This window comes from Actinomyces wuliandei, from assembly GCF_004010955.1.
Lineage (GTDB): Bacteria > Actinomycetota > Actinomycetes > Actinomycetales > Actinomycetaceae > Actinomyces > Actinomyces wuliandei.
Genome location: NZ_CP025227.1, coordinates 302,364 through 326,011 on the forward strand (window position 1 = coordinate 302,364; position 23,648 = coordinate 326,011).

General features: G+C 70.4%; 20 protein-coding genes. 17 read left to right on the forward strand and 3 right to left on the reverse strand.

What is annotated here, in order from left to right:
• The first annotated feature begins 281 nt into the window (after positions 1 to 281).
• The 6 genes from CWS50_RS01300 to CWS50_RS13120 all read left to right on the forward strand — a co-directional run bounded on the left by CWS50_RS01300 (position 282) and on the right by CWS50_RS13120 (position 3,716).
• On the forward strand, positions 282 to 710 hold the full coding sequence (locus CWS50_RS01300) for a hypothetical protein (RefSeq protein ID WP_127841344.1): 429 nt from the start codon (positions 282 to 284) through the stop codon (positions 708 to 710).
• A gap of 403 nt (positions 711 to 1,113) precedes the next feature.
• A complete protein-coding gene (locus tag CWS50_RS13110) occupies positions 1,114 to 1,551 on the forward strand; it encodes a DUF262 domain-containing protein (RefSeq protein WP_206610439.1) in 438 nt (145 codons plus the stop codon).
• A gap of 32 nt (positions 1,552 to 1,583) precedes the next feature.
• Positions 1,584 to 1,991 (forward strand): hypothetical protein, encoded by a 408-nt coding sequence (locus CWS50_RS13115; RefSeq protein ID WP_206610440.1) that lies wholly within the window; start codon positions 1,584 to 1,586, stop codon positions 1,989 to 1,991.
• 18 nt (positions 1,992 to 2,009) lie between these two features.
• A complete protein-coding gene (locus CWS50_RS01310) occupies positions 2,010 to 2,579 on the forward strand; it encodes an MAE_28990/MAE_18760 family HEPN-like nuclease (RefSeq protein ID WP_127841345.1) in 570 nt (189 codons plus the stop codon).
• Positions 2,576 to 3,499 (forward strand): DNA cytosine methyltransferase, encoded by a 924-nt coding sequence (locus tag CWS50_RS14000; RefSeq protein WP_206610441.1) that lies wholly within the window; start codon positions 2,576 to 2,578, stop codon positions 3,497 to 3,499. Before CWS50_RS01310 ends, CWS50_RS14000 begins: the two co-directional genes overlap by 4 nt.
• Entirely contained in the window at positions 3,411 to 3,716 is a 306-nt protein-coding gene (locus CWS50_RS13120) for a DNA cytosine methyltransferase (RefSeq protein ID WP_243118396.1), read from the forward strand. The genes CWS50_RS14000 and CWS50_RS13120 overlap by 89 nt, the downstream gene beginning before the upstream one ends.
• Before the next feature lie 143 nt (positions 3,717 to 3,859).
• Here CWS50_RS13120 and CWS50_RS01320 read toward each other — a convergent pair whose 3' ends face one another.
• Positions 3,860 to 4,921, reverse strand: coding sequence for a hypothetical protein (locus tag CWS50_RS01320; RefSeq protein WP_127841346.1), 1,062 nt, complete (start codon positions 4,919 to 4,921; stop codon positions 3,860 to 3,862).
• A 1,080-nt stretch (positions 4,922 to 6,001) separates the two neighbouring features.
• Here CWS50_RS01320 and CWS50_RS01325 point away from each other — a divergent pair.
• The 11 genes from CWS50_RS01325 (at position 6,002) to CWS50_RS01375 (ending at position 20,528) form a co-directional block, all read left to right on the forward strand.
• Positions 6,002 to 7,138 (forward strand): thiamine ABC transporter substrate-binding protein, encoded by a 1,137-nt coding sequence (locus CWS50_RS01325; protein WP_423243488.1) that lies wholly within the window; start codon positions 6,002 to 6,004, stop codon positions 7,136 to 7,138.
• On the forward strand, positions 7,135 to 8,976 hold the full coding sequence (locus CWS50_RS01330) for an ABC transporter permease (RefSeq protein ID WP_243118397.1): 1,842 nt from the start codon (positions 7,135 to 7,137) through the stop codon (positions 8,974 to 8,976). The genes CWS50_RS01325 and CWS50_RS01330 overlap by 4 nt, the downstream gene beginning before the upstream one ends.
• Entirely contained in the window at positions 8,973 to 10,286 is a 1,314-nt protein-coding gene (locus CWS50_RS01335) for an ABC transporter ATP-binding protein (protein WP_243118398.1), read from the forward strand. Before CWS50_RS01330 ends, CWS50_RS01335 begins: the two co-directional genes overlap by 4 nt.
• A gap of 309 nt (positions 10,287 to 10,595) precedes the next feature.
• Entirely contained in the window at positions 10,596 to 11,747 is a 1,152-nt protein-coding gene (locus CWS50_RS01340) for a TFIIB-type zinc ribbon-containing protein (RefSeq protein ID WP_127841348.1), read from the forward strand.
• A gap of 88 nt (positions 11,748 to 11,835) precedes the next feature.
• Positions 11,836 to 12,579 (forward strand): DUF6620 family protein, encoded by a 744-nt coding sequence (locus CWS50_RS01345; protein ID WP_127841349.1) that lies wholly within the window; start codon positions 11,836 to 11,838, stop codon positions 12,577 to 12,579.
• 230 nt (positions 12,580 to 12,809) lie between these two features.
• The gene (locus tag CWS50_RS01350; RefSeq protein WP_127841350.1) at positions 12,810 to 13,421 is read left to right on the forward strand and encodes a hypothetical protein; all 612 of its coding nucleotides are present in this window, start codon (positions 12,810 to 12,812) and stop codon (positions 13,419 to 13,421) included.
• Between the two features lie 62 nt (positions 13,422 to 13,483).
• Positions 13,484 to 16,726, forward strand: coding sequence for a hypothetical protein (locus CWS50_RS01355; protein ID WP_127841351.1), 3,243 nt, complete (start codon positions 13,484 to 13,486; stop codon positions 16,724 to 16,726).
• A gap of 103 nt (positions 16,727 to 16,829) precedes the next feature.
• A complete protein-coding gene (locus tag CWS50_RS01360) occupies positions 16,830 to 17,693 on the forward strand; it encodes a glutathione S-transferase C-terminal domain-containing protein (RefSeq protein WP_127841352.1) in 864 nt (287 codons plus the stop codon).
• Between the two features lie 240 nt (positions 17,694 to 17,933).
• Entirely contained in the window at positions 17,934 to 19,292 is a 1,359-nt protein-coding gene (locus CWS50_RS01365; protein ID WP_127841353.1) for a hypothetical protein, read from the forward strand.
• An 11-nt stretch (positions 19,293 to 19,303) separates the two neighbouring features.
• Positions 19,304 to 20,044, forward strand: a complete 741-nt coding sequence (locus CWS50_RS01370) for a hypothetical protein (protein ID WP_164860040.1) — start codon at positions 19,304 to 19,306, stop codon at positions 20,042 to 20,044.
• A 4-nt stretch (positions 20,045 to 20,048) separates the two neighbouring features.
• Entirely contained in the window at positions 20,049 to 20,528 is a 480-nt protein-coding gene (locus tag CWS50_RS01375) for a hypothetical protein (RefSeq protein ID WP_127841355.1), read from the forward strand.
• 186 nt (positions 20,529 to 20,714) lie between these two features.
• Here the strand turns inward: CWS50_RS01375 and CWS50_RS01380 are convergent, their stop codons facing one another.
• Complete coding sequence (locus CWS50_RS01380) at positions 20,715 to 21,503, reverse strand: hypothetical protein (RefSeq protein ID WP_243118399.1); 789 nt, start codon at positions 21,501 to 21,503, stop codon at positions 20,715 to 20,717.
• A gap of 501 nt (positions 21,504 to 22,004) precedes the next feature.
• Positions 22,005 to 23,357: a DUF4921 family protein gene (locus CWS50_RS01385; protein ID WP_127841356.1), complete on the reverse strand. Its 1,353-nt coding sequence runs from the start codon at positions 23,355 to 23,357 to the stop codon at positions 22,005 to 22,007.
• Positions 23,358 to 23,648: the final 291 nt, after the last annotated feature.

The following is a 23,648-nucleotide window of genomic DNA, read 5'->3' on the forward strand; positions in this document are numbered from 1 at the left end:
CGGCGCTTGCGTCGCGTGAGACAGGCTGTCACCGTTCTAGCCTGGATGACATCGCCATAGTGCATATACCCGTCGTCCTCCCTCGCGCTCTGGTGTCCGTCGCGCCGGGACGGGACCGCCGACTTCTGGTCCCACGTACCAGGACGGTCGAGACATATCCGGAAGATATCTCTGCGTTACTCGCCGTTGCGGCTTGAGGCTTGTAGGCTTGGGGCACAAGTTCCCAAGCACCGCAGCAGAGGCGGTCCAAGCCCGGTGCGCCCGGGCGGAGAGGAGATCTCATGCCCGAGTGGTCCTTTGAGGCCCAGATGGAGGCTGTTGACAGCCTGCAGACCCACCTGGCCGAGTTTATGCGCTCCGCAGGTGTGAGCGAGGTGGCGGTCGAGGTCCAGTGCGTGGGTACGCGGGCCGCCGCCCGCACCCGCGCCCTGCGCCCAGGGGGCAACTGGGAGGAGAACGTGGTCCCCGGTCCGATCGTGGAGGAGTCCGTGCGCCTGCGCTCGCCCATGGCCCGCCCTGGAGGGGGCGCGTGGACGTGGGCGTTGCTGACCATGAGCAGCCGCGACTACCAGCTGGTCTCCGACTTTGACTACGACCACCAGCCCCAGCTCAACCCCCCCGTCACCACGGATGACTGCGCCGAGGAGCTTCGGCTCTTCCCCCGCGACCCCCGGGCCACCCCCGACTGGCTGGCTCAGGGACGGCGTTGACAGTCTGGCCCAGGAGCGAGGTTCTGACACAGGGGCCTGGCCCTGGGGGCGATGTTGGCGGTCCCCGACCGTAGCGCATGACGGGGGTCACCCGGTTACCACCGGGTGACCCCCGAGGCTGGTGGCTCAGATGAACTATCTGCCGAGGGTCTCAGGCGGACTCGGGCGGCCGGGTAGTTCCCTCTGCTTTGTCCAGGCTGCGATCCCATCCCATCGTGTCGACAATACACAGCCCAGATGCAGGGTGTAGAAGGCGTCGGTGCCTCCTGGTACTCTCCCGGAAACGGGCTTAGGGATCATCAGCCCGCCGTGTCGATGATGGCGCCCTCGCCACGACATCCTCAAGGCAGGCCTGTACAGACTGTCGGAGAGGTGGCGCACGCGCAGGGAAGAGAGGTGCGCTGTGACGCGTCCGGGTGAGCAGCCGAGCCCTGATCAGGTTGAGCGTGCCGAGGAGCAGATCGTCGAGCAGTTCAAGCGGATCGACTTCTACATCATCGAGTACTCCGTGGAGATGGCCCAGAAGGTCCGGGACAACGAGTACGTCGTCCCGGACTACCAGCGGGAGTTCACCTGGGAAGACCAACGCAAGTCTCGCTTCATCGAGTCCCTGATCATGGGCCTTCCCATTCCCTTCATCTTCTTCTGGGAGATGCCCGACGGCAGGCTTGAGATCGTGGACGGGTCCCAGCGTCTTTGGACGATCGAGCAGTTCATCTACGGAGGATTCCGGCTCGGAGAGCTGGACCCCCTGACCCGCCTGTCAAGGCTCCGGTTCGACGACCTGCTGGAGTCAAGGCAGCGCAAGATAAGAACCGATCTATTCGCGGAATCGTCCTGAACGAGTATGCTGACGAGGCGGCGCGACTGGACATGTTCGAGCGCATTAACACGGGCAGCAAGATCGCCAATAACGCCGAGATCCGCCGGGGGGCGCTTGCCGGGCCGTTCATGGATATGGTGGCAGAGCTGGCGCAGCTCCCAGTCTTGATCGAGCTTGCGCCCATGTCCGCCAAGACCAGGAGGGAGCGTGGCTATGAAGAACTCGTGACGCGCTTCTTTGCCTACGGCGACGGGCTGGAGGGGTACCGGGACCGTCCCGCCGATTTTATCTTCTCCTACTCGAAGAAGATGAATAAAGAGTTTGAGGCTGACCCGGCGCTGGCAGACAGTTATCGTGAGGTGCCTCCTCCTGGGGCGGCGGGAAGGACTTCCAGGCGATCACCAGCGCCGACGGCGCGAATGCAAAGTCCCGTCTCAACGGGAGGATCTTCTTTGTGAAGAACAGGTTGGTGAGCCATGGCGACTACTGAGCTTGCCCGGTTCTTCGAGGAGCGCTACGCTGAGGTTAAAGTTGGGTGCCGACCCGGTGACCTGAGTGCTGAGTTGAGGGAACAGTGGGTGAGGTCCGTCGCACGTACTCATATCAACGACCTCAGTCCTGGGAGACGGCTGGAGGCTGCTCTCAGCATGTGCGAACAGCTCCTGGACCAGGTGCCGGTCAAGGGCTTCAAGATCGACCCTGGTGGAGGAGGAAACTGGGATGACGTCTCCATCAAGGAGCTCTGCGAGCGCGTCGGTTGCAGGTTGGTGATCTCCCGGGATGTATCTCAGGTAGCCAAGCGCCATATCAGAGACAATATGGGTGCGTTGAAACTTGTCAAGGACTGCCGTAACAGGCTGGCGCACGGTTCGCTGTCCTTTGTCGAGTGCTGTGGGGAAACCGTGGCAGTCGGTGAGCTCAAGGAGGCTGCCGACGCGGTCAGTGACTACCTGCGAGAAGCCGTCGGCTGCTTCGATAGCTTCATCGTGCGTGAGATCGTAGGCAAGAGGAGACGGGAAAGGAGACGGGAGGTGCGAGTTTCGTGAGAAAGGAGGTCGGCACCCTCTCGATCCGTGCTGTTGATCTGTTCTGCGGAGTCGGTGGACTCACCCACGGCCTCGCCCAGGCTGGCATAGACGTCGTAGCCGGGATCGATATTGATCCCGCATGCAGGTACCCCTATGAGGCTAACAATGAGGCGAGGTTCGTTGAAGGCGACGTGAATGACCTTGAGGAGTCAGAGGTAGAACGGCTCGTCGGTGGAGCTGATGTCAGCCTGATTGCGGGGTGTGCGCCCTGCCAGCCGTTCTCGACATACAGCCGCTCTGGCCGCGGCAAGAGGCGCGGTAGCGACTGGCAGCTGGTTGAGGTATTCGGCAGGCTGGTGAAAGAGGTCCAGCCTGACATCGTGACGATGGAGAACGTCCCGCAGCTGCTGGACCATCCAGTATATAGCCGGTTCGTGGAGGACTTGAGTGGCTACTCGGTCGGGTGGTCCGTGGTCCAGGCCGCTCGTATTGGTGTCCCGCAGACAAGAAAGCGTCTTGTCCTGGTCGCCTCACGACTCGGCGACGTTGGCTCCCCTCTCGCAGGAGGGGAGGGAAGCAAGGACTGTGCGTCAGGCTATCGGGGGACTCCGCCCCATCAGGGCTGGCGAGTCGGACCCCGAGGACCGGCTGCACGTCGCCTCTCGGCTGAGCAGGGTGAACCTGGAGCGGATACGTCACTCGAAGCCGGGGGGGGGACGTGGCGTGACTGGCCCGAGGAGCTCCGGGCCGCGTGCCACCGCAAGACCAGTGGTGCGACCTACCCGAGCGTGTACGGACGCATGGGTCAGATCAGGTCTCCAAGACCCCCCGCGACGGACCTACCCGAGCGTGTACGGACGCATGTCCTGGGACGAGGCGAGCCCAACCATCACCACTCAGTGCTTCGGCTACGGCAACGGGCGTTTCGGCCACCCTGAGCAGGACCGGGCCATCTCGCTACGTGAGGCCGCGATCTTGCAGACCTTCCCATCTAGATACAAGTTCGTGCGACCAGACGAGCCTGTCCGTTTCAATGTCCTAGGACGCCTCATCGGCAACGCCGTTCCCGTGCGCCTGGGAGAGGCGGTGGGGCGGACGCTGGTGGCGCATGCCGCACAGTTCACCCGTCCAAACCACGCCGTGGAGGCGCACTGAGGCTGCGGCTGCGTCAGCGAGGGGCTCGTATGGCGTCAGGCTGGGAGCGGAACCGTGGCACACGGCTTAACGACCGGGCGGCACATCAAGGTCCGTTCGTAAGCGCCAGTTGTATCACGGCTCACAGCTAGTAGTCCGCGACGCTAGCCCAGGGGGTAGCCGAGCTCGGCGCCGTCAGGCAGCGGGGTGATGCTGGCAAACCTGCGGGCGGCCTGCACCCCGGTGGTCAGGCTGCACTCCGGGCTGCCCGCCAGGGCCAGCAGCGCCTCCTCAGTCAGGTCGGCCCCCTGGCTAACAGCGCGGTGCAGGGCGTGCCTGCGGCAGGTGTCGAAGGCCTCCTCGACGTCACGGGCCAAGGCGCGTGCCTCCTGCCTCGGTCTGTGGTGGATCTGAAAGTCGTGCGCCACGTCCATCAGTTTCTGCAGGACAGGCCCGGGAATGTCCGGGACGCGTGCGAAGACCTCACGGACACCTTCCACGGTCATCAGCGGGTCCGCGGCCAGCGGGTCATCGGCGGGAGGCTCCTCAGGGCCGGGACCGGGGTCAGTGCCGGGGCCGCCAAAGAAGAATTCGTTGACGACCTCGTCCGTCAGTGCCCGCAGGCGCGCCTCCCTCTCACTGGTGGGGGGCTTTCTAGGGCTGAGGTCCACCCCGAAGAAGTAGTTGGAGAAGGAGTCGTCAGCGTACTGCTGCAGGCACTCATCACCCGCTGCCAGCATCTCCAGTCCGCTCAGCTCGACACCAGCGTCGTCGGTGTCAGGTTCCCACCACTGCTGCCCGTCGTAGAGCGCGGCAACAGTCCACCACTGGACGTGCCGGGTCTGTCTGTCCCGTGGTCTCCAAGGCAGGAGCTGGGCAGCCCACTCCGGCAGGCCCCGGCGCGGGTCCTCCTCGCCGGAGTAGCCGAAGGACACGTCCCGGTCGAAACCCGCCAGCAGCGCCCGGCCACCAGTGAGCTGGATCAACTGTGCCCAGGAGCCGCCGCCGTCACTGTAGTACCACCCGTGAGGCTGCGCTCCGGTGTAGTGCGGAGGGACCAGCACGGTGTCACCAGGCTCTCCGGTGTCCCCGGCGCGGGGGCCACCGACCCTGTTGAGGGAGGCGTTCATGAGGGCTGCGTCCACCGCGATATGGCGGGTCATGGTCTCGACGTCGGGCAGGTCGCGGGTTCTCAGGCCAGGGCCGCTGGAGGCGTCGGTGCTCACCCTCCAACCGTAGCAAGACGTGCCGCTGGCGTGGACGCCCTTGGGGATGTCGAGCAGGCTGCCGGGGCCGAGTGGGTTGCACATCTTCGGGTGCGTGGTGGTCGCCCGGGGCGGAGGCTGGCTTCTCTGCCGGGGCTGGGACGAATTGAGAGATCCGCGCGCTTCTGCGGATTGTGCTGGGCTCGGTGCGCGGGGTGCGGGGGCCGTCCCTCCCAGGGTCCCTCGCGGCGTGGGCTCGAAGATGTGCAGCACCCTTTTTGCTGCACATCATGGAGCTGGTTGATGCCGGTGCTGGTGCGTAGCTCAGGTGATGGGCGGCCTGCTTTCCGTGGAATCACGCGGAACCCGAGCCCTCTCCGCCCTAGGGGTGCTACCGACAGCCGGTCGAAGATGTGCAGCAGCAGATGTGCAGCAGCAGGGGGTGATGCCATGCTGGGCCTGCCGCCGCACTACGGTGCGGAGCGGAAGTAGACGCCGGGCGCCTGTGAGCTCATAGGGCCCGGCGTTCGCGCTACCTGGTGGGCCGTACTGCTCCACGCAGCGCGCAACCCCTACCACCCGCTACCATGGTCCCTGCGACAGGGGAGCGCCCCGTCGCCGGGCAGCCCCGCCCTGGCCGTCACGGCCTCCCGGCGGACCGCCCTGCGGCAGCGGCGCTGAGAGTGCGGGCACCCGCAGACCCTCGAACCTGCTCCGGCTAGCACCGGCGAAGGAAGTCGAGACATCTCCCTGGGCAGTGCGTGCAGCACCGTCACGGTACCGGCACGGCACCGTTGCAGCGCCGGTGGTGCTGCGGCTGGGGCACCAGCCGAGGCGATCAGCCACGGCGACCACCCACAGCCGGGCCGCTACGGCGCTGCGGTGCCGCTGCGGCGTCGCAGTAGCGCCGTAGCCAGCGGGCCGCCCTGCCCAGGCCCTCCGGACCACCATCCTGGAGGCACAACCATGACAACCATGACAACAACACAGACACCCCAGAGCAGCCGACTCCGGCCGTGCGCTCACACCCAGCCGTGCAGCCGTTCCCAGGTGCGCACTCGCCCCCGGCTGCTGGTTCCGCAGCCACTGACCCGGCAGGGGCTGGGGCGCTCCCGTTCCCGCCCCAACCCCGCCCCCACCTGCGCCTCCCGCCTCAGCCCCGCCCCCTCCCGCCGCAACCTCCTGGCCGCCGGGGGCGCCGGGGCGCTGGCAGCCACACTGTCCACCGCCCTGGCCGCCTGCTCGGGCGGGGACCCCGGCGGCGCAGGCTCCGCCAGCACCGTCACCGTGGTCACCCACGACTCCTTCAGCCTCTCCGAGGACCTCCTCACCGCCTTCGAGGCTGACACCGGTTACACGCTGACCACCCTGCCCTCCGGTGACACCGGCGAGCTGGTCAACCGGCTCGTCCTCACCAAGGACGCCCCCCTGGGCGACGCCGTCTACGGCATCGACAACACCTACGCCTCCCGCGCCCTGGCCGAGGGCGTCATCGACACCACCACCGCCCCCACCCTGCCCCCGGGGGCCGACGGCTACGTCGTCGAGGACACCCCCGCCCTGGCCCCTGTCGACGTCGGCGACGTCTGCCTCAACATCGACACCGCCTACTTCGCCGACCACGACCTCACCGCACCCGCCACTTTCGAGGACCTCGCCGACAGCGACTACGCCCCCCTCCTCGTGGCTATCGACCCCTCGACCTCCTCCACCGGCCTGGCCTGGATGCTGGCCACCGTCGGCCACTTCGGCACCAGTGCCGGCTCCGGCTTCGCCAGCTACTGGAAGACGCTGGCCCAGGGCGGGACCCGCATCGACGCCGGGTGGTCCGACGCCTACTACACCGACTTCACCGCAGGCGGCGGCCAGGGCTCCTACCCGGTCGTGGTGTCCTACTCCTCCTCACCCGCCTACACCCTCACCGACGACGGCTCGGTCACCACTACCGCGGCCCTGCTCGCCACCGCCTTCCGCCAGGTGGAGTACACCGGGGTGCTCAGCGGGGCCGCCAACCCGGAAGGAGGCCGGGCCTTCGTGGAGTGGATGCTCTCCCGGGCGGTCCAGGAGGACATCCCCGGCCAGATGTACATGTACCCCGTGGACGCCGAGGCCTCCCTGCCCCCCGAGCTGGAGTCCTTCGGGCCGCTGGCCCCCGACCCCGTCACCGTCAGCCCCCAGGACGTCACCGCCCACCGGGAGGAGTGGCTGAGCGCCTGGGCCGAGGCTGTCGGCGCGTGAGCCCGGCAGCAGACCCGGTGCCCAGGCGCCCCGGGCACAGCGAGCCCCGCAGCCTCGCCCCGGTCACGCGACGGGGCGAGCCCGGGTGCTCCGGTGGGCACGGGCGCCCCGGGGCCGGCGGGCTCACCGGCCGGGCTGGACCACCCCTGCCCCGCCCCACCCCGCCCGGCCCGAGGCCCAGCTGGGCGGAGCGGGTCGGCTGGACGCTGGCGCTCGCCCTGCCTCTGGGCCTGCTCGCCCTCCTGTTCGCCTGGCCGGTGGCGACCCTGCTGGTGCGCGGCCTGGCCCCCGAGGGCGTGCCCGACCCCGGCGGCGTCGTCGAGGTCCTCACCCGGGAGCGCACCTGGCGGGTCCTGCGACAGACCCTGGTCCAGGCCGCCCTGGCCACCACCGCCTGCGTGGCCCTGGGCGTGCCCGCGGCGCTGGTCCTCTACCGGCGCCGCTTCCCCGGGCGGGGCCTGCTGCGCGCCGTGGTCACCGTCCCCTTCGTGCTGCCCACCGTCGTGGTGGGCACCGCCTTCCACGCGCTGGTCACCACCGGCGGCCCCCTGGAGGCGCTGGGCCTGGACGGCACGACGACGGCGGTGGCCGCCGCCCTGGCCTTCTTCAACTACGGCCTGGTGGTGCGCACCGTGGGCACCATGTGGTCCCGGCTGGACCCGCGCGCCGTGGAGGCCGCCCGGGCGCTGGGGGCCTCACCGGCCCGCGCCCTGGCCACCGTCACCCTGCCCGCCCTGGCTCCTGCCATCGCCTCCTCCGCCTCGCTGACCTTCTTGTTCAGCGCCACCGCCTACGGGGTGGTCCTGGTGCTGGGCGGCCCGGGCACGGGCACCGTCGAGACCGAGATCTACGTGCTCACCACCCAGTACCTCGACCTGCGGGCGGCGGCCGTCCTGTCCCTGCTCCAGCTCGGTGTCGTCGCCGCCGCCCTGTGGGTGGCCGAGCGCGCCCGACGGGCCACCCAGGTGCGCCTGCGCACGCGCACCGAGGTGAGGCCCACCCGCCTGTGCCCCGCCGACCTGCCCGCCCTCCTGGTCACCGCCACCACCGTGGCCGGGCTGGTGGTGGCGCCCATGGCGGTCCTGGTGGCGCGCTCCCTCCAGCGCGACGGCGCCTGGACCCTGGCCAACTACGCCGACCTGGCCACTACCGGGGGGCGCAACGCGCTGGTGGTCTCCGTGTGGCAGGCGGCCGCCACCTCCGTGCGGGTGGCCGTGGTCGCCGCCGCCATCGCCCTGGTGGTGGGGGTGGCCCTCAGCCTCGTCCTGTCCCGGCGGCCCCGGGGGCGCTGGACCGCCCGGGCGCTGGTCGCCCTGGACACCGTCTTCATGCTGCCGCTGGGGGTCTCTGCGGTCACTGTGGGTTTCGGCTTCCTCATCACCCTGAGCCGCCCGCCCCTGTCCCTGACCCGTTCCTGGTGGGTGCTTCCCCTGGCCCAGGCGGTGGTGGCCGTCCCCCTGGTGGTGCGCACCCTCCTGCCGTCCCTGCGCGCTATCGACCCCCGCCAGCGCCAGGCCGCCGCCGCCCTGGGGGCCGGGCCGGGCCGGGTGCTGCTGAGCGTGGACGGCCCCCAGGCGCTGCGCTCGGGCGGGCTGGCCGCAGGCCTGGCCCTGGCGACCTCCCTGGGCGAGTTCGGGGCGACGTCGTTCCTGGCCCGCCCCCAGGAGCCCACCCTGCCGGTGGTGGTCTACCGTCTCATCTCCAGCCCGGGGGCGCAGAACCAGGGGATGGCCCTGGCCGCCGGGGTGGTGCTCGCCGTGGGGGCGGGACTGGCCATGCTGGGCTGCGAGGCGCTGGCGCGTGCAGTTGAGGTGAGAGGACAGGAGCGACGACCATGACCAGCATGAGGTCCGGGACCAGCAGCAGCGGCACGGCTGGCACAGCCGGTGGGGCGACGAGCAGGGCGCCCGGGACCAGTGGTGCCGCCGCAGGCAGCGGCACAGCCGGTACACCCAGCACGGCCGACCCGGCCCCTGGGGGCCTGTCCGTGCGCGGCCTCGCCGTGACCTACGGGGGGCGCCCTGCCGTCAGTGCCGTCAGCGGCCTCGACCTTGACGTGGCCCCCGGGGAGGTCGTGGCCCTCCTGGGTCCCTCCGGCTGCGGCAAGTCCTCGCTGCTGCGCGCCGTGGCAGGCCTGGAGGACCTGGCCGCCGGGGAGGTCCGCTGGGACGGTGAGGACGTGGCGGGCCTGCCCGTCCACCGGCGCGGGTTCGGGCTGATGTTCCAGGACGGGCAGCTCTTTGAGCACCGCGACGTGACCGGGAACGTCGCCTACGGGCTGAGGCGGCTCCCCCGGGGGCAGCGCGCCCGGAGGGTGGAGGAGATGCTGGCGCTGGTGGGGCTGTCCGGCCTGGAGAGGCGCCGGGTGGCGACGCTGTCGGGCGGCCAGGCCCAGCGCGTGGCCCTGGCTCGCTCGCTGGCCCCCTCCCCACGTCTCCTCCTGCTGGACGAGCCCCTGTCCTCCCTGGACCGTGCCCTGCGTGACCAGCTGGCCGTGGACCTGCGCACCATCCTGCGCGCCCAGGGCACCACAGCCCTCTACGTCACCCACGACCAGGACGAGGCGATGACCGTGGCCGACCGTGTCGGCGTCATGGGCGCGGGCCGCCTCCTGCGGCTGGACACCCCCGAGCGGCTGTGGGCGCACCCGGGCAGCGGCGAGGTCGCCAGGTTCCTCGGCTTCGGGCCGTTCCTGGCCGCAGGGGAGGGGGCAGGGGCCTGCCTCGCCCTGGCGCCCGGGGCGCTGTGGGCGCAGGAGCCCGGGGAGGCTCTGAGGGTCTCACCAGGCACAAGCCCTGGGAGAGCTGGGAGAGTCGGTGCCGGGGAGCCCGTAGCGACCGGGAGGGCAGGGGAGGAGACGGGACCACCGGGTCTGGGGGCGCAGCCGCCGACCAAGCCGTCGGCCAGGCTGGTCGGTACCGCCCTGGGCTCGAGGGTGCGCCGGGGCAGGTGGGAGGTGGAGGTTGTCCTCGGGCCTGGCCAGGTGGTCACCCTGGGTGGCAGCCGGTTCGTGACCACGGGACGCGAGCGGGTCGCCGTCGTGGCCAGGGCCGCCAGCCAGCCGGGCGAGACGGTGACTGCGCTGCTTGACCTAGCAAGGACCGCGCTCCTGCCCCGGTGCGCAGGGGGCGGGGAGCCGGCCTCATGACGGTGTGCCCGGCGGTGGGGTTGACGGTGTGCCCGGCGGTGGGGTTGACGGTGTGCCCGGCGGTGGGCACTGTGCTCCTGTGCGAGGGCGCGGGGACGTCGGCGGCTGCCGGACTGTGACGGGGAGGGGGGTCAGTCAGGGGTGGCAGCATCCCGTAGCCTTGTGCCGGTGGGTGCTGCCGGGACACGGCGGCCCCGCCTCTGGACACCTGTCCACCACCGCCCGTCTCTTCTGCCTTTTCCGTCTTTCTCGTCTTTATTCTCGTCTTTACTCGTCTGTCGTCACCTTCCTCAGCGCAAGGAGGCAGCTGTGCCCACCTATGCCCACTACCACAGCCAGCTGGAGGCGCTGACTGAGCGCCTGCGGGTCTACCTGGACCGCCTGGAGGCGCGCGCTCGCGAGTACACCGCCCAGGCCGCCTCCGCCACCGCCGGGCAGGTGAGCGACCCCGGGGCCGCACAGGAGCACCGCGCGGAGGTCCGCCGCACCGTCATGTACCTCCACACCAAGGCGGAGCGCACCTTCGACCAGCACTTCGCCCCTTTTGACAGGATCGACGACGACCACCTCACCCCGCAGGAGCGCGCTGCCCTGGAGAACCTCCTGGAGACGGCCAGGGCAGCGGTGGGCGACTTCCGGACCCGGCTGGAGCGCGTCGTGGACGGGGCGCCCGCCCGGCGTCGGCCGAGCCTGGAGGACCAGCCGACCGACCAGATCCCGGCGTACCAGTCCCCTGACCAGCCCCGGCAGGATCGCTCCCGGCAGGACCCGCCCCAGCAGGACCAGCCTCAGCACGACGTGTCCCAGCCCCGGTCGGGGTGGGACAGGGCGGTCGAGGACTGGAGGCTGGCCCAGGCCTCCTTCACCTGTCAGCGCTGCGGCACCCGCGTGCCTCTTCCCGAGCTCTACCACGTGGCGGTCTACCTCACCTGCCCGGGCTGCGGCTCCCGGGTCGTCTTCCAGCCCTCTCCCGCCATGCAGGAGGCACCGGAGTGGGCGGAGGAGCTGGCGCAGGAGCAGGCCGCCCCGCACAGGCGCCGCTACGAGGAGCAGGCCGTCCAGGAGTCGGCCCCGGGGATGAGGCTGGTCCACGACGTGTACTACCGGCTGGCCTGGTTCCACGCGCTCTCCAGCATGCTGCCCTTCTACGCCAGGACCAGGAGACAGGCCGTCCTGGGCGAGCTGGGCTCCGGCTACCAGCCGCAGGACGGCAGCCCGCAGAGTCCCCGCTACGCCGAGGTGGAGTACGTCAACATCATCGGCTCCTTCGGGGACTACGCGGCCGTGCTCCGCCAGCAGCGGCTCACCGCTCACCTGGAGCTGCTGCTCGCTGTGGTGCGCTCGGTCATGCGCCCCGGGGACGCCCTGGCTCACAGCGTGCTGGAGGGCACCTACACCGAGGCCGCCTACCAGCAGCGTGCCGACGCGGCCCTGCGGCTGCCCGACGCCCTGCCGCGCTGACCGGCCTGACCGGAGGCTGACCAGCCCCTGTCCTGGACCTGCCCGATGTCCTGGACCTGCCCGACGACCCCTCCGAGAGGACCCCACCATGTCCGGATACAGCGCTGAGAGCTACTACCGCCTGGACCTGCCCCACGGGTTCAGCCGTCCCATGAACGTGGGGGTACCGGGGGAGGAGATGGTCCACCTGCACTACCCGCAGGTGCCGACGGACCTGCCCCCGGGCGCCGCCGAGTACGCCCAGGCCTGGTGGCAGACCTGGAGCCCCCTGCTCGACGGGCACATCGACGTCGCCCGTGCCGCCGAGGCGGGCAACATCCCCCAGGCCGAGCAGCTGCTCTACAACTGGGAGCAGTCCATCCTGCGGGCCAGCGCCGACGCGCACCAGATGGGTGACTTCCAGGGAGGACGCACCCTGGTGGTCGGCTCCGACGAGATCGAGGGACGCTTTGCCGACGTCGTTGACGCCCTGCGGGAGTTCATGCGGGTCCGTACCGCTGGCGGGGACGACTCGGAGGCTGTCGGGACCACCCACCTGGCTATCGGTGACCTCCACATCGACCTCAACCGCTTCGTGGCGCTCTTCCTGGCCAGCCCTACCGTCACGGTGACCGCCCAGGTCGAGGAGGTGGAGCCGGCCGACCAGCCCGAGTCGGCCTGGCAGGCTGGTCCGGTCGAGGAGCCCAAGTCGGCCTGGTCTCAGGCCCACGGTGCCGCAGCCGCAGGAGCGCCCCCGCTGGCAGCCGTGGGTACCGATGCAGACTTTCTCGGTGTGCCCGGGGACACGCCAGGGGACACGCCCCGGGACATTGCCGCTGACATCGAGTTCTGAGGCGCCCGGCCCGTCCTGGAACGGGCGGGCGCCCCGCGTTGTGATGAGGCTTCCAGCAAGCTGGCGGACACTGGGCGACGGACCTGGCCGGACCCGGCTAGGCTCGGCAGCCGAGGCCGTCTGGCAGGTCAGCGGCCCGTGACGTCCTGGTGCCGCCCGGCTCCGGGGCGGACCTGCACGGCACAGGGGACACGACGCGGGGATCAGACAGGAAGGAGCTCTCTGAGCCGATGGCAGCATTCCAGGGTGACCTGCGTGGGATGGTGGACCTCCTCTCGCGTAACCTCTACTCGGGCCCCCGTGTCTACGTCCGTGAGCTGCTCCAGAACACGGTGGACGCCATCGCGGCCCGGCGCGCCCTGGACCCCGGCGGGCTGCTGGAGGCCTTCACCCCCTGCTCCCCGGTGGAGGAGGCGCAGGCCCTCGACGTCCTCGTGCTCGCCTCCCCGGTGATCGACCCCCAGGACTGCGAGGTGGTCATGCGCCGCTTCGAGCTGACCAGCCTGCCGGCCCCCTACCTGCCTGACCCTGACCTGGTCGGCCGTGTGGCCGTGCGCGTCTCGCACCCGGCGGCCTCCGGCGTGTGGTCGCAGGTCCTGGGTGTGGCTGACCCGCTCGCAGGCACCCGCGTGCCCCGCCTCGTCCTCAACCGGGCCAACCCGCTGATCGCCCGTCTGGTGACGTCGGGCGCGGCTGACGCCGTCGTCGTGCAGATGCTGCGCGGCCTCTATATCCAGTGCCTCCTCCTGGGCAGGCAGGCCCTGGGACCCAAGGAGGGCTCGTGGGCCGCCGAGACGCTCGGTGCCCTGCTGGACGCAGCCCTGCCGGGTCCGCAGCCATGACGTCGCTCCTGTGAGCCTCTGACGCCGACGCCTCCTGCGCTCCTGACCGGAAGGAACCACCCATGACCACACGCGAAGACATCCGTGAGCGCCTCGCCTACGCCAGCGCCCTGAGCTGCGGCCCCCGGGCCTGCGCGCTGGTCGCCGAGGCCGTCACCTGGGCGGACGCCCTGGGCGAGGAGGATCTTCAGGTCGTGACGCGCCTGGCCCTGACCGATGGCTACCTGCACGGCAACGAGGAGTGGAAGGCGCTGGAACCCTTTGTGCGCAACCTCGCGTGCTACCAGGAGCGCCCGGACCTGTTCGACGCCGACCAGGCCCGCAGGCTGCGTCGGCACTTCACGCGGGCGGTTGCCGTGGCTGCGGCCAACCCGAGGGTCGCCAAGGACCAGGTGCGCCAGCTGGAGGCCGGCCTGGAGGAGCTCTACCGCAGCGAGGGGGCCTCCATGCACGTGGTCCACGGTGTGCGGGCCACGGTGGCCGGGCTGCTGGGGCTGGAGGAGGAGGCCGCCGAGGAGCTGGCCGCGTGGAGGGCCACGCCCCGGGACGACAGCTCCGACTGTGAGGGTTGCGACCCTGCGCGCCAGGTGGCCTTCGCCTACCGCACGGAGAGCTGGGAGCTGGCGGTCGCCACGGCGGTGCCCGTGCTGCGCGGGGAGGTCGGCTGCGGCCTCCAGGCGCACACAGTGCGGTCGCGGGTGCTCCTGCCCCTGCTGGCCTCCGGGCGCCCCAGGGCGGCCTGGGACCTCCACCTGCGCTCCTACCGGGCGCTGCGGCGCGATCCCGGGGCGCTGCTGGCCGTGGGACACCACCTGGAGTACCTGGCACTGGCAGGCAGGTGCGATCGGGGCATGGAGCTCCTGCGTCGGCACGTGGGCTGGCTGGACCAGGCGGAGTCGGCCCATGTGCTGCTGGCCGCCCTGTGCGGGATGAGCCTGGTGCTCAGGGAGGTCGAGCGCGCCGGGGCCGGGGAGGAGGCGCTGGGGGTGGTCGTGCCCGCTGAGGCCCTGTGGTGCCCGCACCCTGTCATGGAGGCGAGCACCACCGTGTCCCAGGCCTACGCCAGACTGTCCGCCTGGGCACGTCGGCTGGCGGCCGCCTATGACCGCCGCAACGGCAACACGACGGTCTCCGACCACCTGGAGCGCAGCCTCATCCGCGCCCCTCTCACTGGTGGCGCTGTGGGTGGTGCAGCAAGAAGCCTGGGGACCCTGGGGAGACTCAGCCTGCTCCAGGCACCCGAGCCCCTGCCTGAGCCCGCACCCACCGACCTGTCTCCCGTCGAGGTCGGCAACGACGCCGATGTCGCCTCCGCCCTGGGAATCATCCCTCCCGGCTCGGGGCAGGGGGCAGCTGTCCCGGGAGGCGGACCTGCCCAGGCGGCCTCGTACGGCGCCGTCGTGCCGAGGGGCGTGCCCGACGAGGGACAGGAGGCGGTGCCCAGGACCCCGACGCTCAGTGCCACGGACGCGGAGGCCTCCCGGGGGCCGCAGCCTGTGCAGGCTCAGGAGAAGGACGCCGGGGAGGAGTCCTCTGGGCAGGACGAGCCCCTCCCGCCGGTGGACCTGGCCCCTCCTGAGCCGGTGCACGACGGCCAGGACGCTGTGCGGCGCTACGCCGAGCTGCGCAGGGTCGTCGGCTCCTCCTCCCTGGAGCACTGGTTCGTAGTGGACCAGGTCGCCACCCGGGGCCTCCTGCCCCCTGACCTGGTCGTGGAGGGGCTGGAGGCGCAGACAGGGCTGCTGCGGGCGGCAGCCCTGACCTGCCGTGGGGACATGGAGGAGGCCGTCGCGCAGCGCCTGCGGGTGCGCCCTCGGCTCCAGGCGGAGTACGGGCCGCTGGGGGCCTGCTACATCGACCTGCTGAACCTGGACAACGAGATCACCGCTGACAGCATCGCCGAGCGGGACCAGGGACGTGAGCGTGAGCGGCGCCTGGAGCGGGCCACGCGGCTGACCAGCAGGATCGCGGCGACGGTCGAGAGGCTCACCGGTGGTGGTGGCCCCCGTACCGGTGGCAGGCACGCGGCTCCCAGTGGAACCCCTCCCGCCGGTGCCGTGGAGGAGGCTGGGCCTCCAGGGCCGGCAGGCCCGGGGCAGGGCGCGACGAGCGACCTCCTGGTGCTGGCTGCCGACGCCCTCATGGCGGGCGCCTCGGTCCTGACGGACCTGGCGGCCAGGGAGGAGGCCCTGTACGCCCTGGAGGCCGCCGCCGTCGCGGCCGCAGCGGTGCCCGCTGACCGCCACGCCGAGAGGATCGAGGACATCCTGGACATGGCCCGTGCGGAGGTCCTGGCCGAGTGCGGTGACGCCGACACCGGCCGAGGCCTGGCGGAGGAGGTCCTGCGCCGTCACGAGCGGGTCTCCCCGGTGCTGGCTGTGCGGGGGCGGCGCACCCTGGGGGTCGCCTTGATGCGGACAGGGCGGCTCCCCGAGGCGGTCACGCACTTCCGTGAGCAGAGCAGCATCATGATGTCCGCCGGGATCACCATGTACACGGTGACCTCCCTGCTGTCGCTGGGGACGGCGCTGGGTGCCTGTGAGCGCCACCTGGAGTGCGCCGAGGTCCTGGAGTCGGCCCTGTCCCTGGCTGACAGGGCTGGTGCAGGCAGCCTGGTGGCCTACCTGCACCGGGAGCTGGCCCAGACGACTGCGGCGCTGGGTGAGCACCACGACGTGCTGGACCACTCCCTGGCGGCTGCACAGGCCCTGGAGGCCCAGGGCCGTGCGGCAGCAGCCGGTGAGCACCTCGCCCGCGCGGCTGCGGCCGCCGCGAGCACCGGTGACAGCACCCGCTCCTCGGCCCTGTTCCAGCGGGCTGCCGCCACGAAGGACACCAGCACGTACCGGGGGCGGCTGGAGCGGGGCGGGCTCCTGCGCCGTGCCGCACGGGCGCTGGCGGACGGCCGCACCCTGGCCACGGCTCGCTCCCGCCTGGAGGAGGCCCTCGTCCTCATGCAGGAGGCCGACCACTGCCTCCGGGACGTGCCGGACACCGCCGGGTACTCCGCTGCCTGGGAGCAGGGCGACTGGCACGACGACATGGCGTGGATCCTGTGGCGCACCGGTGAGAGCGGCCCGGCCCTGGAGCACTGCGAGAAGGCCTTCTCCGGCTACATGGCCGCCGACGACCGCGAGTCGGCCGCCCGGCCGCTGTGCCTGCTCGCCCGCCTGCGTGCCCAGCGTGGCGAGAAGAAGGAGGCTCTGGCTGCGTGCGCGCGGGTGCGCGAGCTGCTGGCCCACCCTCGCTGGGGCGGTCACGAGGCCCTGGGGCTCGTGGACGGGATTGAGGCCGACCTGGGTTGAGCCTGTCGGTTCGCCACCTGAGAATACGGGGCCTGCGGAGTCCGGCCGGGGGATGATTGACTCCTGAGCACGACCGAGCCCCATCTTGACCCAGGAGGCGCACATGGGCCTGGCAGCATCCCACCGTTTTACTGACAACGACCTTCCTGTGGAGGCAGGTCGCTACCGCCTGGTCGCCTCAGGGGGCTGCCCGTGGTGCCGCAGGGTGCTCATCGCCCGTCGCCTGCTGGGACTGACCGAGGCGATCCCGGTGTCGTGGACCTACGGGAGGGGTGAGGACGGTTACTGGGAGCTGACCGGCCCGGACGGCGCCCCCGGGGAGGACCCGGTCCTGGGGGCACGCTCGCTGGCGGAGGTCTACGCCACCACCCCCGGCTACGAGCCGCCCCCCACGGTCCCCGCCCTGGTGGACACCACGACGGGTCAGGTTGTCAGCGACGACTCCGGCTCCCTCCTGTTCGACCTGGCGACAGCCTGGTGGGACCTGCACCGTGACGGTGCCCCCGACCTCTACCCCCTGGGACGGCGCAACTCCACCGACGCCTGGGACCAGTGGGTCGGTGAGCACGTCAACCGGGGGCACGCCGTGGCCACCCACTCCCAGGACGAGGAGGAGGCGGCCGAGGCCGCCAACGGGGTCCTGGTGGCCTTCGACGTCATCGACACCCTGCTGGCCCGGGCAACGAGGATGGAGGCGTCCCGCGAGGCCGGGCTGACCATGCTGGACAGCCCGCCCCTGTCCTCGCTGGTCTCCATCGGCCAGTTCCTGTGCGGGGACACCCCCACGGGCAGTGACATCCGGCTGTTCACCACGGTGCAGGACTACGAGTACCGCGGTCGCCAGGACTACCCCGACGGGGAGGCCCCGCCGATCTCCTTCTGGCCCGCCCTGGCTCGCTGGTTCCGGGCGCTGGAGGGGCGTGCCGGGTGGGTCGGCCCCGAGGAGCGCAGCGCCCTGGGTCTGTGAGGCAGTTGGGCTGGGGGCTCTGTCCCTGACCTGCCGTCCTGGTTCCCGCTCTCTTCCTGCGCCTCTCTCCTGCTCTGCTCTCCCCACTGCTGCCCGCCTTTCTCCCCGCCTTGGTTTTCCGTGGCTCGCCAGGCTGGTCGTCAGGTCGCTCGTTGGGGCGATCGCCCCTGTGACAGGCTCGCTGCTCCTGTTGAGATGGTGGGCGGACCCCGGCAGGCGGGGCGGGAAGGAAGAGCAGTAGTGAGCAGGGGCACACGTCATCGCGAGTCCGGTCAGGCGACTGTGGAGTACGTCGGGGCTATCCTCATCGTGGTCGTGCTGCTCCTGGCGGTGGTCATCGCCGTCTCCCCGGCAGCCCGACAGATCGGCTGCGAGCTGGTCTCCACGGTGAGCCGGGCGGTGGGAGGCCCGGGGCTGGCGTGCGGGGAGGCCAGCACCGAGGCCGAGAAGACCCACGAGCCGGAGGGTCCGTGCACCCTCTCCGAGTCGTCACGCAGCAGAACCATGAGCGTGTCGGTGGTCGCGACCGCTGACGGGACCGGGACGATCACGGTGGTGGAGATGAGCGACGGGACCTACCAGGTCTCCGCCACCAACACGGCCAACATCTCTGTCGGGGAGGGCAAGGGAACTGACTACGGCCTTGAGGTGACGGTTGACGGCAACACCTACGGGGGTGGTGCCAGCGTTGGTGTCGGTGCGGGACTGAAGGGGGAGGCCACCGCGACCTACACCGTCAACTCCGCTGAGGAGGCCGAGCAGCTGCGGGCCTACCTGCAGCAGGCGGAGGAGGAGCAGGCTGCCTCGGCTGTCTCTGGTGTGGGCGGCTTTCTGTACTCCGCCTACAACTACATCACGGACAGGAACGGTGCCCGAACCTACACCCCGCCGGAGCCGACCTCCGTCACTTACGCCGGCGGGGTGACCACGAGCGCCAGTGCCAGTGCCACCGGTGGTTCCACGCACGTGGAGGCGGGCGTCAACCAGGCCAACATGCTGGGAGTCACCTCCTCCACCGACGGGACGACGACCGTGTACTACAGTGCCAAGGTGGACGGCTCGGTCCAGGGGAACGATGGCGTGCCCGGTGTCAACCAGACCGAGGGGGAGGCCTCCGGTGAGCAGGAGGCGGTCGTGGCGGTCACCTTTGACAAGAGCGGGGAGCCGATCGAGACCTCGATGCAGCTGATGTACGCAGGGAACGCGTCGGCGTCGGCGACAAGCCTCTTCGGCGACGACTGGGCCACGCCTCCGGCCTCCGGTGGACGCGTCTATGAGGCGACGATCGACCTGACTGGTCCGGACGCCGAGCAGGGCTGGGCACTGGCCCAGGCGGTGGGGGCCGCAGGGGCGTCCTCCAACCCCATCGGGGCGCACTTCGCCCTGGACGACTACATTGCCCAGGCGAGGGAGAGCGGGACCGTCACCGCGCAGGACGTGGAGACTGAGGGGCAGACCGACTTCGGGTTCAGTGCGAGCTTCAAGCCGGGCGGGATCGGCTTCGGCTTCGGGTACTCTGACGAGAGCTCCTCCACCACGTACTCTAACGGCAGGTACCTGGAGGGTGACGAGTGGCTGCCGTGGGAAGGGTGCGAGTGACCATGACGACTATGACGAGCCTGATGACGGCTGTGGCGACTGTGGGGAGGCACGCTCTGCCACGTCGGCCCGGGGGCGGCCCCCTGGCTCTCCCCCGCCGTCTGGCCCTGGCCCTGCCGGGTGCGCTGCTGGTGGCGGGCCAGGCGGGGTGCGCCCGGCAGGACGCGGAGCAGCAGGCGGCTGCGGTGACAGCGACCCCGGTGGAGTGGCGCAACCCCAACGAGGTGCGGCTGGAGCCGGAGTACGCGTCGCGGAATATTAAGCAGGTGACCCAGGAGGGGCAGGCCGTGACCCAGGACGGTCTCACCCTCACTGCCCCCGAGGGGACTACTGTGGAGAAGGGGGAGTCCAGCGGCGGCCAGGAGCAGACGACCATCCTCTTCCCTGACCTGGAAGGGGACCCCTCACCCGACGTCCACACCTTCTACGCCCCGGACCTGGGGCGCTCCCTGCTGGCGGAGAGCCAGTACCAGGAGATCTCCCTGCTGGCGGTCCAGCGCGGCACCAACCCCTACGTGGTCCGTAGCCGCGAGCAGTGGCCGGGTACGGAGGAGGCTTACTATATGACCTGGTACCACGTGGACACCCAGCGGGGATGGACCTCGCAGAGCCCGGGCGAGTGCGCGTCCTTGTGGATCAGTGACGGGGCCACAGGGATGTGGGCGGTGCTGGCGGTGGCCGGACCGGGACAGCTGCTGTCCGGGTCCAGCCCGGTCATGGACACCCTTCTTAGCGCGAGGATCGGGGAGTGAGCAGATGAGCGGTGGTCGTGTCCGGTGGGGCAACGTCGTGGTGACGGGGCTCGTGGGCGTGGTCGTCTACCTGGTGGTGTTCGTGGCGCTGGCTGTGGCGCGTCCGGCCGGGGAGGCCCTGGGCCTGTTCGACGCGGGGCCGCTGAGGCCGTTCTACCTCGTTGAGGTGCTGCGTGCCGCTGTGGTGAGCCTGGTGGGGCTCGTGGTGCTGCGCAACAGACAGGAGGGGCGCGGGCGAGGCAGGGATGGCGTCCCGGTCCCCGGCCCCTGGGACCCCGTAGGAGCGTCCGAGGTCACTTCCCCGTCCTTCTTCCTGGTCCACGCGCTGCTCTATGCGGCGATAGCGGTCGTCGTCATCTGTGGCGGTGATCTCGTGCTGGGATCGGGCCTGAGGGCTGACACTCTTCTGGAGGCTGCGGCGCTGGTCGCGGGTAGTCTGCTAGCCGTCCCCCTGGTACGGGGGCTGGGAGTGCGCCGCGTGTGACCGGCGGTGTCCTCCCCTAGGAGACAAGAACGTCATAGGGCAACAGAAAGTCTTGTTGTCCTATGACGTTCTTGTTGTCATTCCTGGTGCCGTGCCAGGCGGGCTCGCGTGGTGCCCAGTCCCTGGCTGGCTGCCCGGTGAGCCTGGGCCGCCCCGGTCAGCCCTCGCGCGCAGCCGTGGCCCGCCCTAGCCGAGGGCGACGAAGACCTTGTCATCAAGCATTCCCGGCTGGACCGCCAGCACGCCGTCCTGGGCCGAGTCGGAGGGAACGGCGATGGTCTCGTTGCCGGTGACGCTGCCGCCGTTGTACAGGGTGGTCAGAGTGTCGATCGCGTCGGGGGCCACGGCCAGCGTGTCGGCGGAGCTCATCGTCGTCCCGTCAGGGGAGACGTAGTCAACGGTGGACATGGGCATCGCCCCGTTGGGGTCGTCCCCCAGGTAGGTGACGGTGTAGTTGACCAGAACGTACTCGTGGCCCTCAGGGGGCGCGTCGTTGAACGGGTTCTCCGCCATCACGGCGTCGGTGGCGTCAAGTGTCACCGAGTTGACGACGATCTTCCACTCGCCGTTGCTGATCTCGGTACCCAGGGGGAGCGGGTTCTCCCGGGTGCCGGCCTGGTCTGCTGCGGAGGAGCCCTGCGGGTCGGGGCCCGCGTCGCTGTCGGAGTCGGAGGTGGTGCCGGAGACGGTCCTGGAGTCGGAGCCCGGGGAGGAGATGGTCACTGACCCGCCGTCGAGTGCCTCGTCCAGGCTGTTCGCGGCCAGCCCCAGGAACACCACCGCGCCGACAATCGTCCCCACGATGGACAGGACAACGGCGGAAATCGCCTGCCAGAGGGTCTCTCCCCTGCGGAACAGGGCCACAAGTCCGAGGATGAACGAGACGGGGAGCAGCACCCAGCCGACAATGAGCGCTCCCGGGACGCAGGCGAAGACGAAACCGACGACCGCGCAGACCAGGGCAATGATTCCCACTGTGTTGCGCCGCTTTGGCGCAGGCGTGTGAGGGGGCGTTCCGGGCGGAGTGCCTAGAGGGGAGCCAGGTGATCCCTGGGATCCCCCGGCGAAAGCCTCTCCGGGTGCTCCAGGAGCTGGTGCGGGGGAGGTGTTATCGAAGGTGTTGTTATAAGGCGGTCCGGGAGGGGTGGGACCAGGATTCTGGCCGGGGAGCGTCATGGGTACTCCTAATGTCATTGTGATAGGGATGGCGTGGAGGAACACTAATCGCCACCGCACCCATTTTTCTCCGAGGCGCGACTTTCTTGTCAATATTGTGATTTCGGGTCCTGCTACCGAATGGGTGACGTCGGGGCACCAGGGGGGTGTAGCACCCTGACAGGCGCGGTGACCCCAGACGTGCCGCGCCACTGTCACCTGCGAGCTGCTGCTGCCTCTGCCCGGTCCTCCCCGTGTGCTCAGGCCCGGGCGCGCGCCGCCAGGATGGGCGGCCTCCAGGGCGCACCGCCCGTTGGGCACTCAGGCCCGGGCGCGCGCCGCCAGGACCGGGTTGTACAGGAGGCGGTTGGGGGAGGTGGGGCACTCATGGCCGACGTCCATCGGGGCGATGCGCCCGCTGGCACGCAGGTCCTCCAGGCGCACCACCACGCGGTCGCGCAGCCGCCACGGGTCGATCGTGTTGAGGTAGATCTTGGTGCCGCCCTCGAAGCCCGCCAGGGTGGAGACCCGCCACTTCAGGGTCACGTGCCAGGGCATGGGCTGGTCCACGTCGGCGGGCTTGTGGTGCCACTCCTCGTTGCAGGGCACGTGCACCCCGGTGGCCGCGTGCAGGGCGTGGACCAGGTCGGACACGGCGTCGACCTCCTGGGTGCCCATAAGCCAGGGCTCGGTGGTGGGGGACGTCGAGTACACCTCCAGGGTGGGGTAGCGGTGCCCGAACCCGGCGAAGGCCACCGCGTGCTCGTTGCTGGCCACCAGCAGGCCCCGGTAGGCGGCGTAGTCCACCGCCATCTCGTTGTACAGGTTGGGGTTGGCCCGCACCCGGGCCAGCTCCAGCTCGGCACTGACACCGCGCTCGTCGATGCTCACCAGCTGCTTGTGCAGGTGGTCAAAGCTCGCTCCCGCCGGGCGCAGCCAGTTCTGGAACACCGCCACGTAGCGTACCCACCGGTTGGCCGCGTACAGGTCCCGCATGGAGTCCACCGCCAGGTGGGTGTAGGCGCGGTGCTCCTCCACGCTCAGCGTGCCTGAGCTGGCCAAGCCGGAGGTGTCCACGGCGTCGTCGGTGTAGTGGCGCCGGGCGATGATGACGTCGTGGCCCCCGGCGAAGAAGCCGATCATGTGCCGCATCCGCTCGGCGTCACCCATTGTCTCCCACTGGGTGGTGGTGCCTCCCGCCGCCCGCAGCTTGGCGCGCAGCACTCCCATGACGTGCTCGCGGCCCACCGGGTCGGCCAGGTAGACGTTCATACGCTGCCGGGCGGCCTCGGGGATCTCGTAGCCGTGGTTGGCGTGCCAGTAGTCGTAGGAGAGGATCTCAAAGAGGTTGGGTACGCGGCGGAACTCCGCCACGGTGTCGTCCAGCTGGGAGGCCAGAAGGGCGTCGTGCTGGACGAAGCCACCGTCGGGGTCGCGCACCACGCGCGACTTCTCCGGCGGGGTGTCCGTATAGCGCTGTGAGCAGAAGGCGCAGGCCCGGGTGCGGTCGGCACCGGTAAGAGGGCGGACCTTGTCCACCGGCTGGGAGATCGGGCGGTTGCCCCGGCCGGGCACCGTCCACACCTGCGTGCCGGTGAAGGGGCTGATCTGCTTGACAGTGCCGTCAGCCATGCGGGTCAGAGGCTCAGGCGTGGGGGAGTACGGCGTCAGCATGGGCACCATTGTGACGCCTCGGACCGACGGGGGCAGGTCGGCCGCTCTCTCTGGTGGAGTTGTATGGGGCTGCACATCTTCAGGGTCTGGTGGGGTGGTAGCGGCTGGGCGGCTTGCGGGTTCCTGCGGCTGCTGGTCGGCTGGCTGGGCTGAAGATGTGCAGGAGAGACGGTGGTGCACATCTTCGGGTCGGGGAGAGGGTGAGGCGGGGTCGGTCCTGGCGGGTGCTTCCTTGGGATGGCGCGGGCGGGCTCGTCGGAGCCGTGCGTGGTCCCCGCTGAAGATGTGCAG

Bases quoted from the DNA above. Each gene is read 5' to 3' on its own strand.
- CWS50_RS01350 (WP_127841350.1), top strand. From the start codon at position 12,810: ATGGCAGCATTCCAGGGTGACCTGCGTGGGATGGTGGACCTCCTCTCG.
- CWS50_RS13115 (WP_206610440.1), top strand. From the start codon at position 1,584: ATGTTCGAGCGCATTAACACGGGCAGCAAGATCGCCAATAACGCCGAG.
- CWS50_RS01310 (WP_127841345.1), top strand. From the start codon at position 2,010: ATGGCGACTACTGAGCTTGCCCGGTTCTTCGAGGAGCGCTACGCTGAG.
- CWS50_RS01355 (WP_127841351.1), top strand. From the start codon at position 13,484: ATGACCACACGCGAAGACATCCGTGAGCGCCTCGCCTACGCCAGCGCC.
- CWS50_RS01385 (WP_127841356.1), bottom strand. From the start codon at position 23,357: ATGCTGACGCCGTACTCCCCCACGCCTGAGCCTCTGACCCGCATGGCT.
- CWS50_RS01300 (WP_127841344.1), top strand. From the start codon at position 282: ATGCCCGAGTGGTCCTTTGAGGCCCAGATGGAGGCTGTTGACAGCCTG.
- CWS50_RS01370 (WP_164860040.1), top strand. From the start codon at position 19,304: ATGACGAGCCTGATGACGGCTGTGGCGACTGTGGGGAGGCACGCTCTG.
- CWS50_RS01360 (WP_127841352.1), top strand. From the start codon at position 16,830: ATGGGCCTGGCAGCATCCCACCGTTTTACTGACAACGACCTTCCTGTG.
- CWS50_RS01345 (WP_127841349.1), top strand. From the start codon at position 11,836: ATGTCCGGATACAGCGCTGAGAGCTACTACCGCCTGGACCTGCCCCAC.
- CWS50_RS01335 (WP_243118398.1), top strand. From the start codon at position 8,973: ATGACCAGCATGAGGTCCGGGACCAGCAGCAGCGGCACGGCTGGCACA.
- CWS50_RS01375 (WP_127841355.1), top strand. From the start codon at position 20,049: ATGAGCGGTGGTCGTGTCCGGTGGGGCAACGTCGTGGTGACGGGGCTC.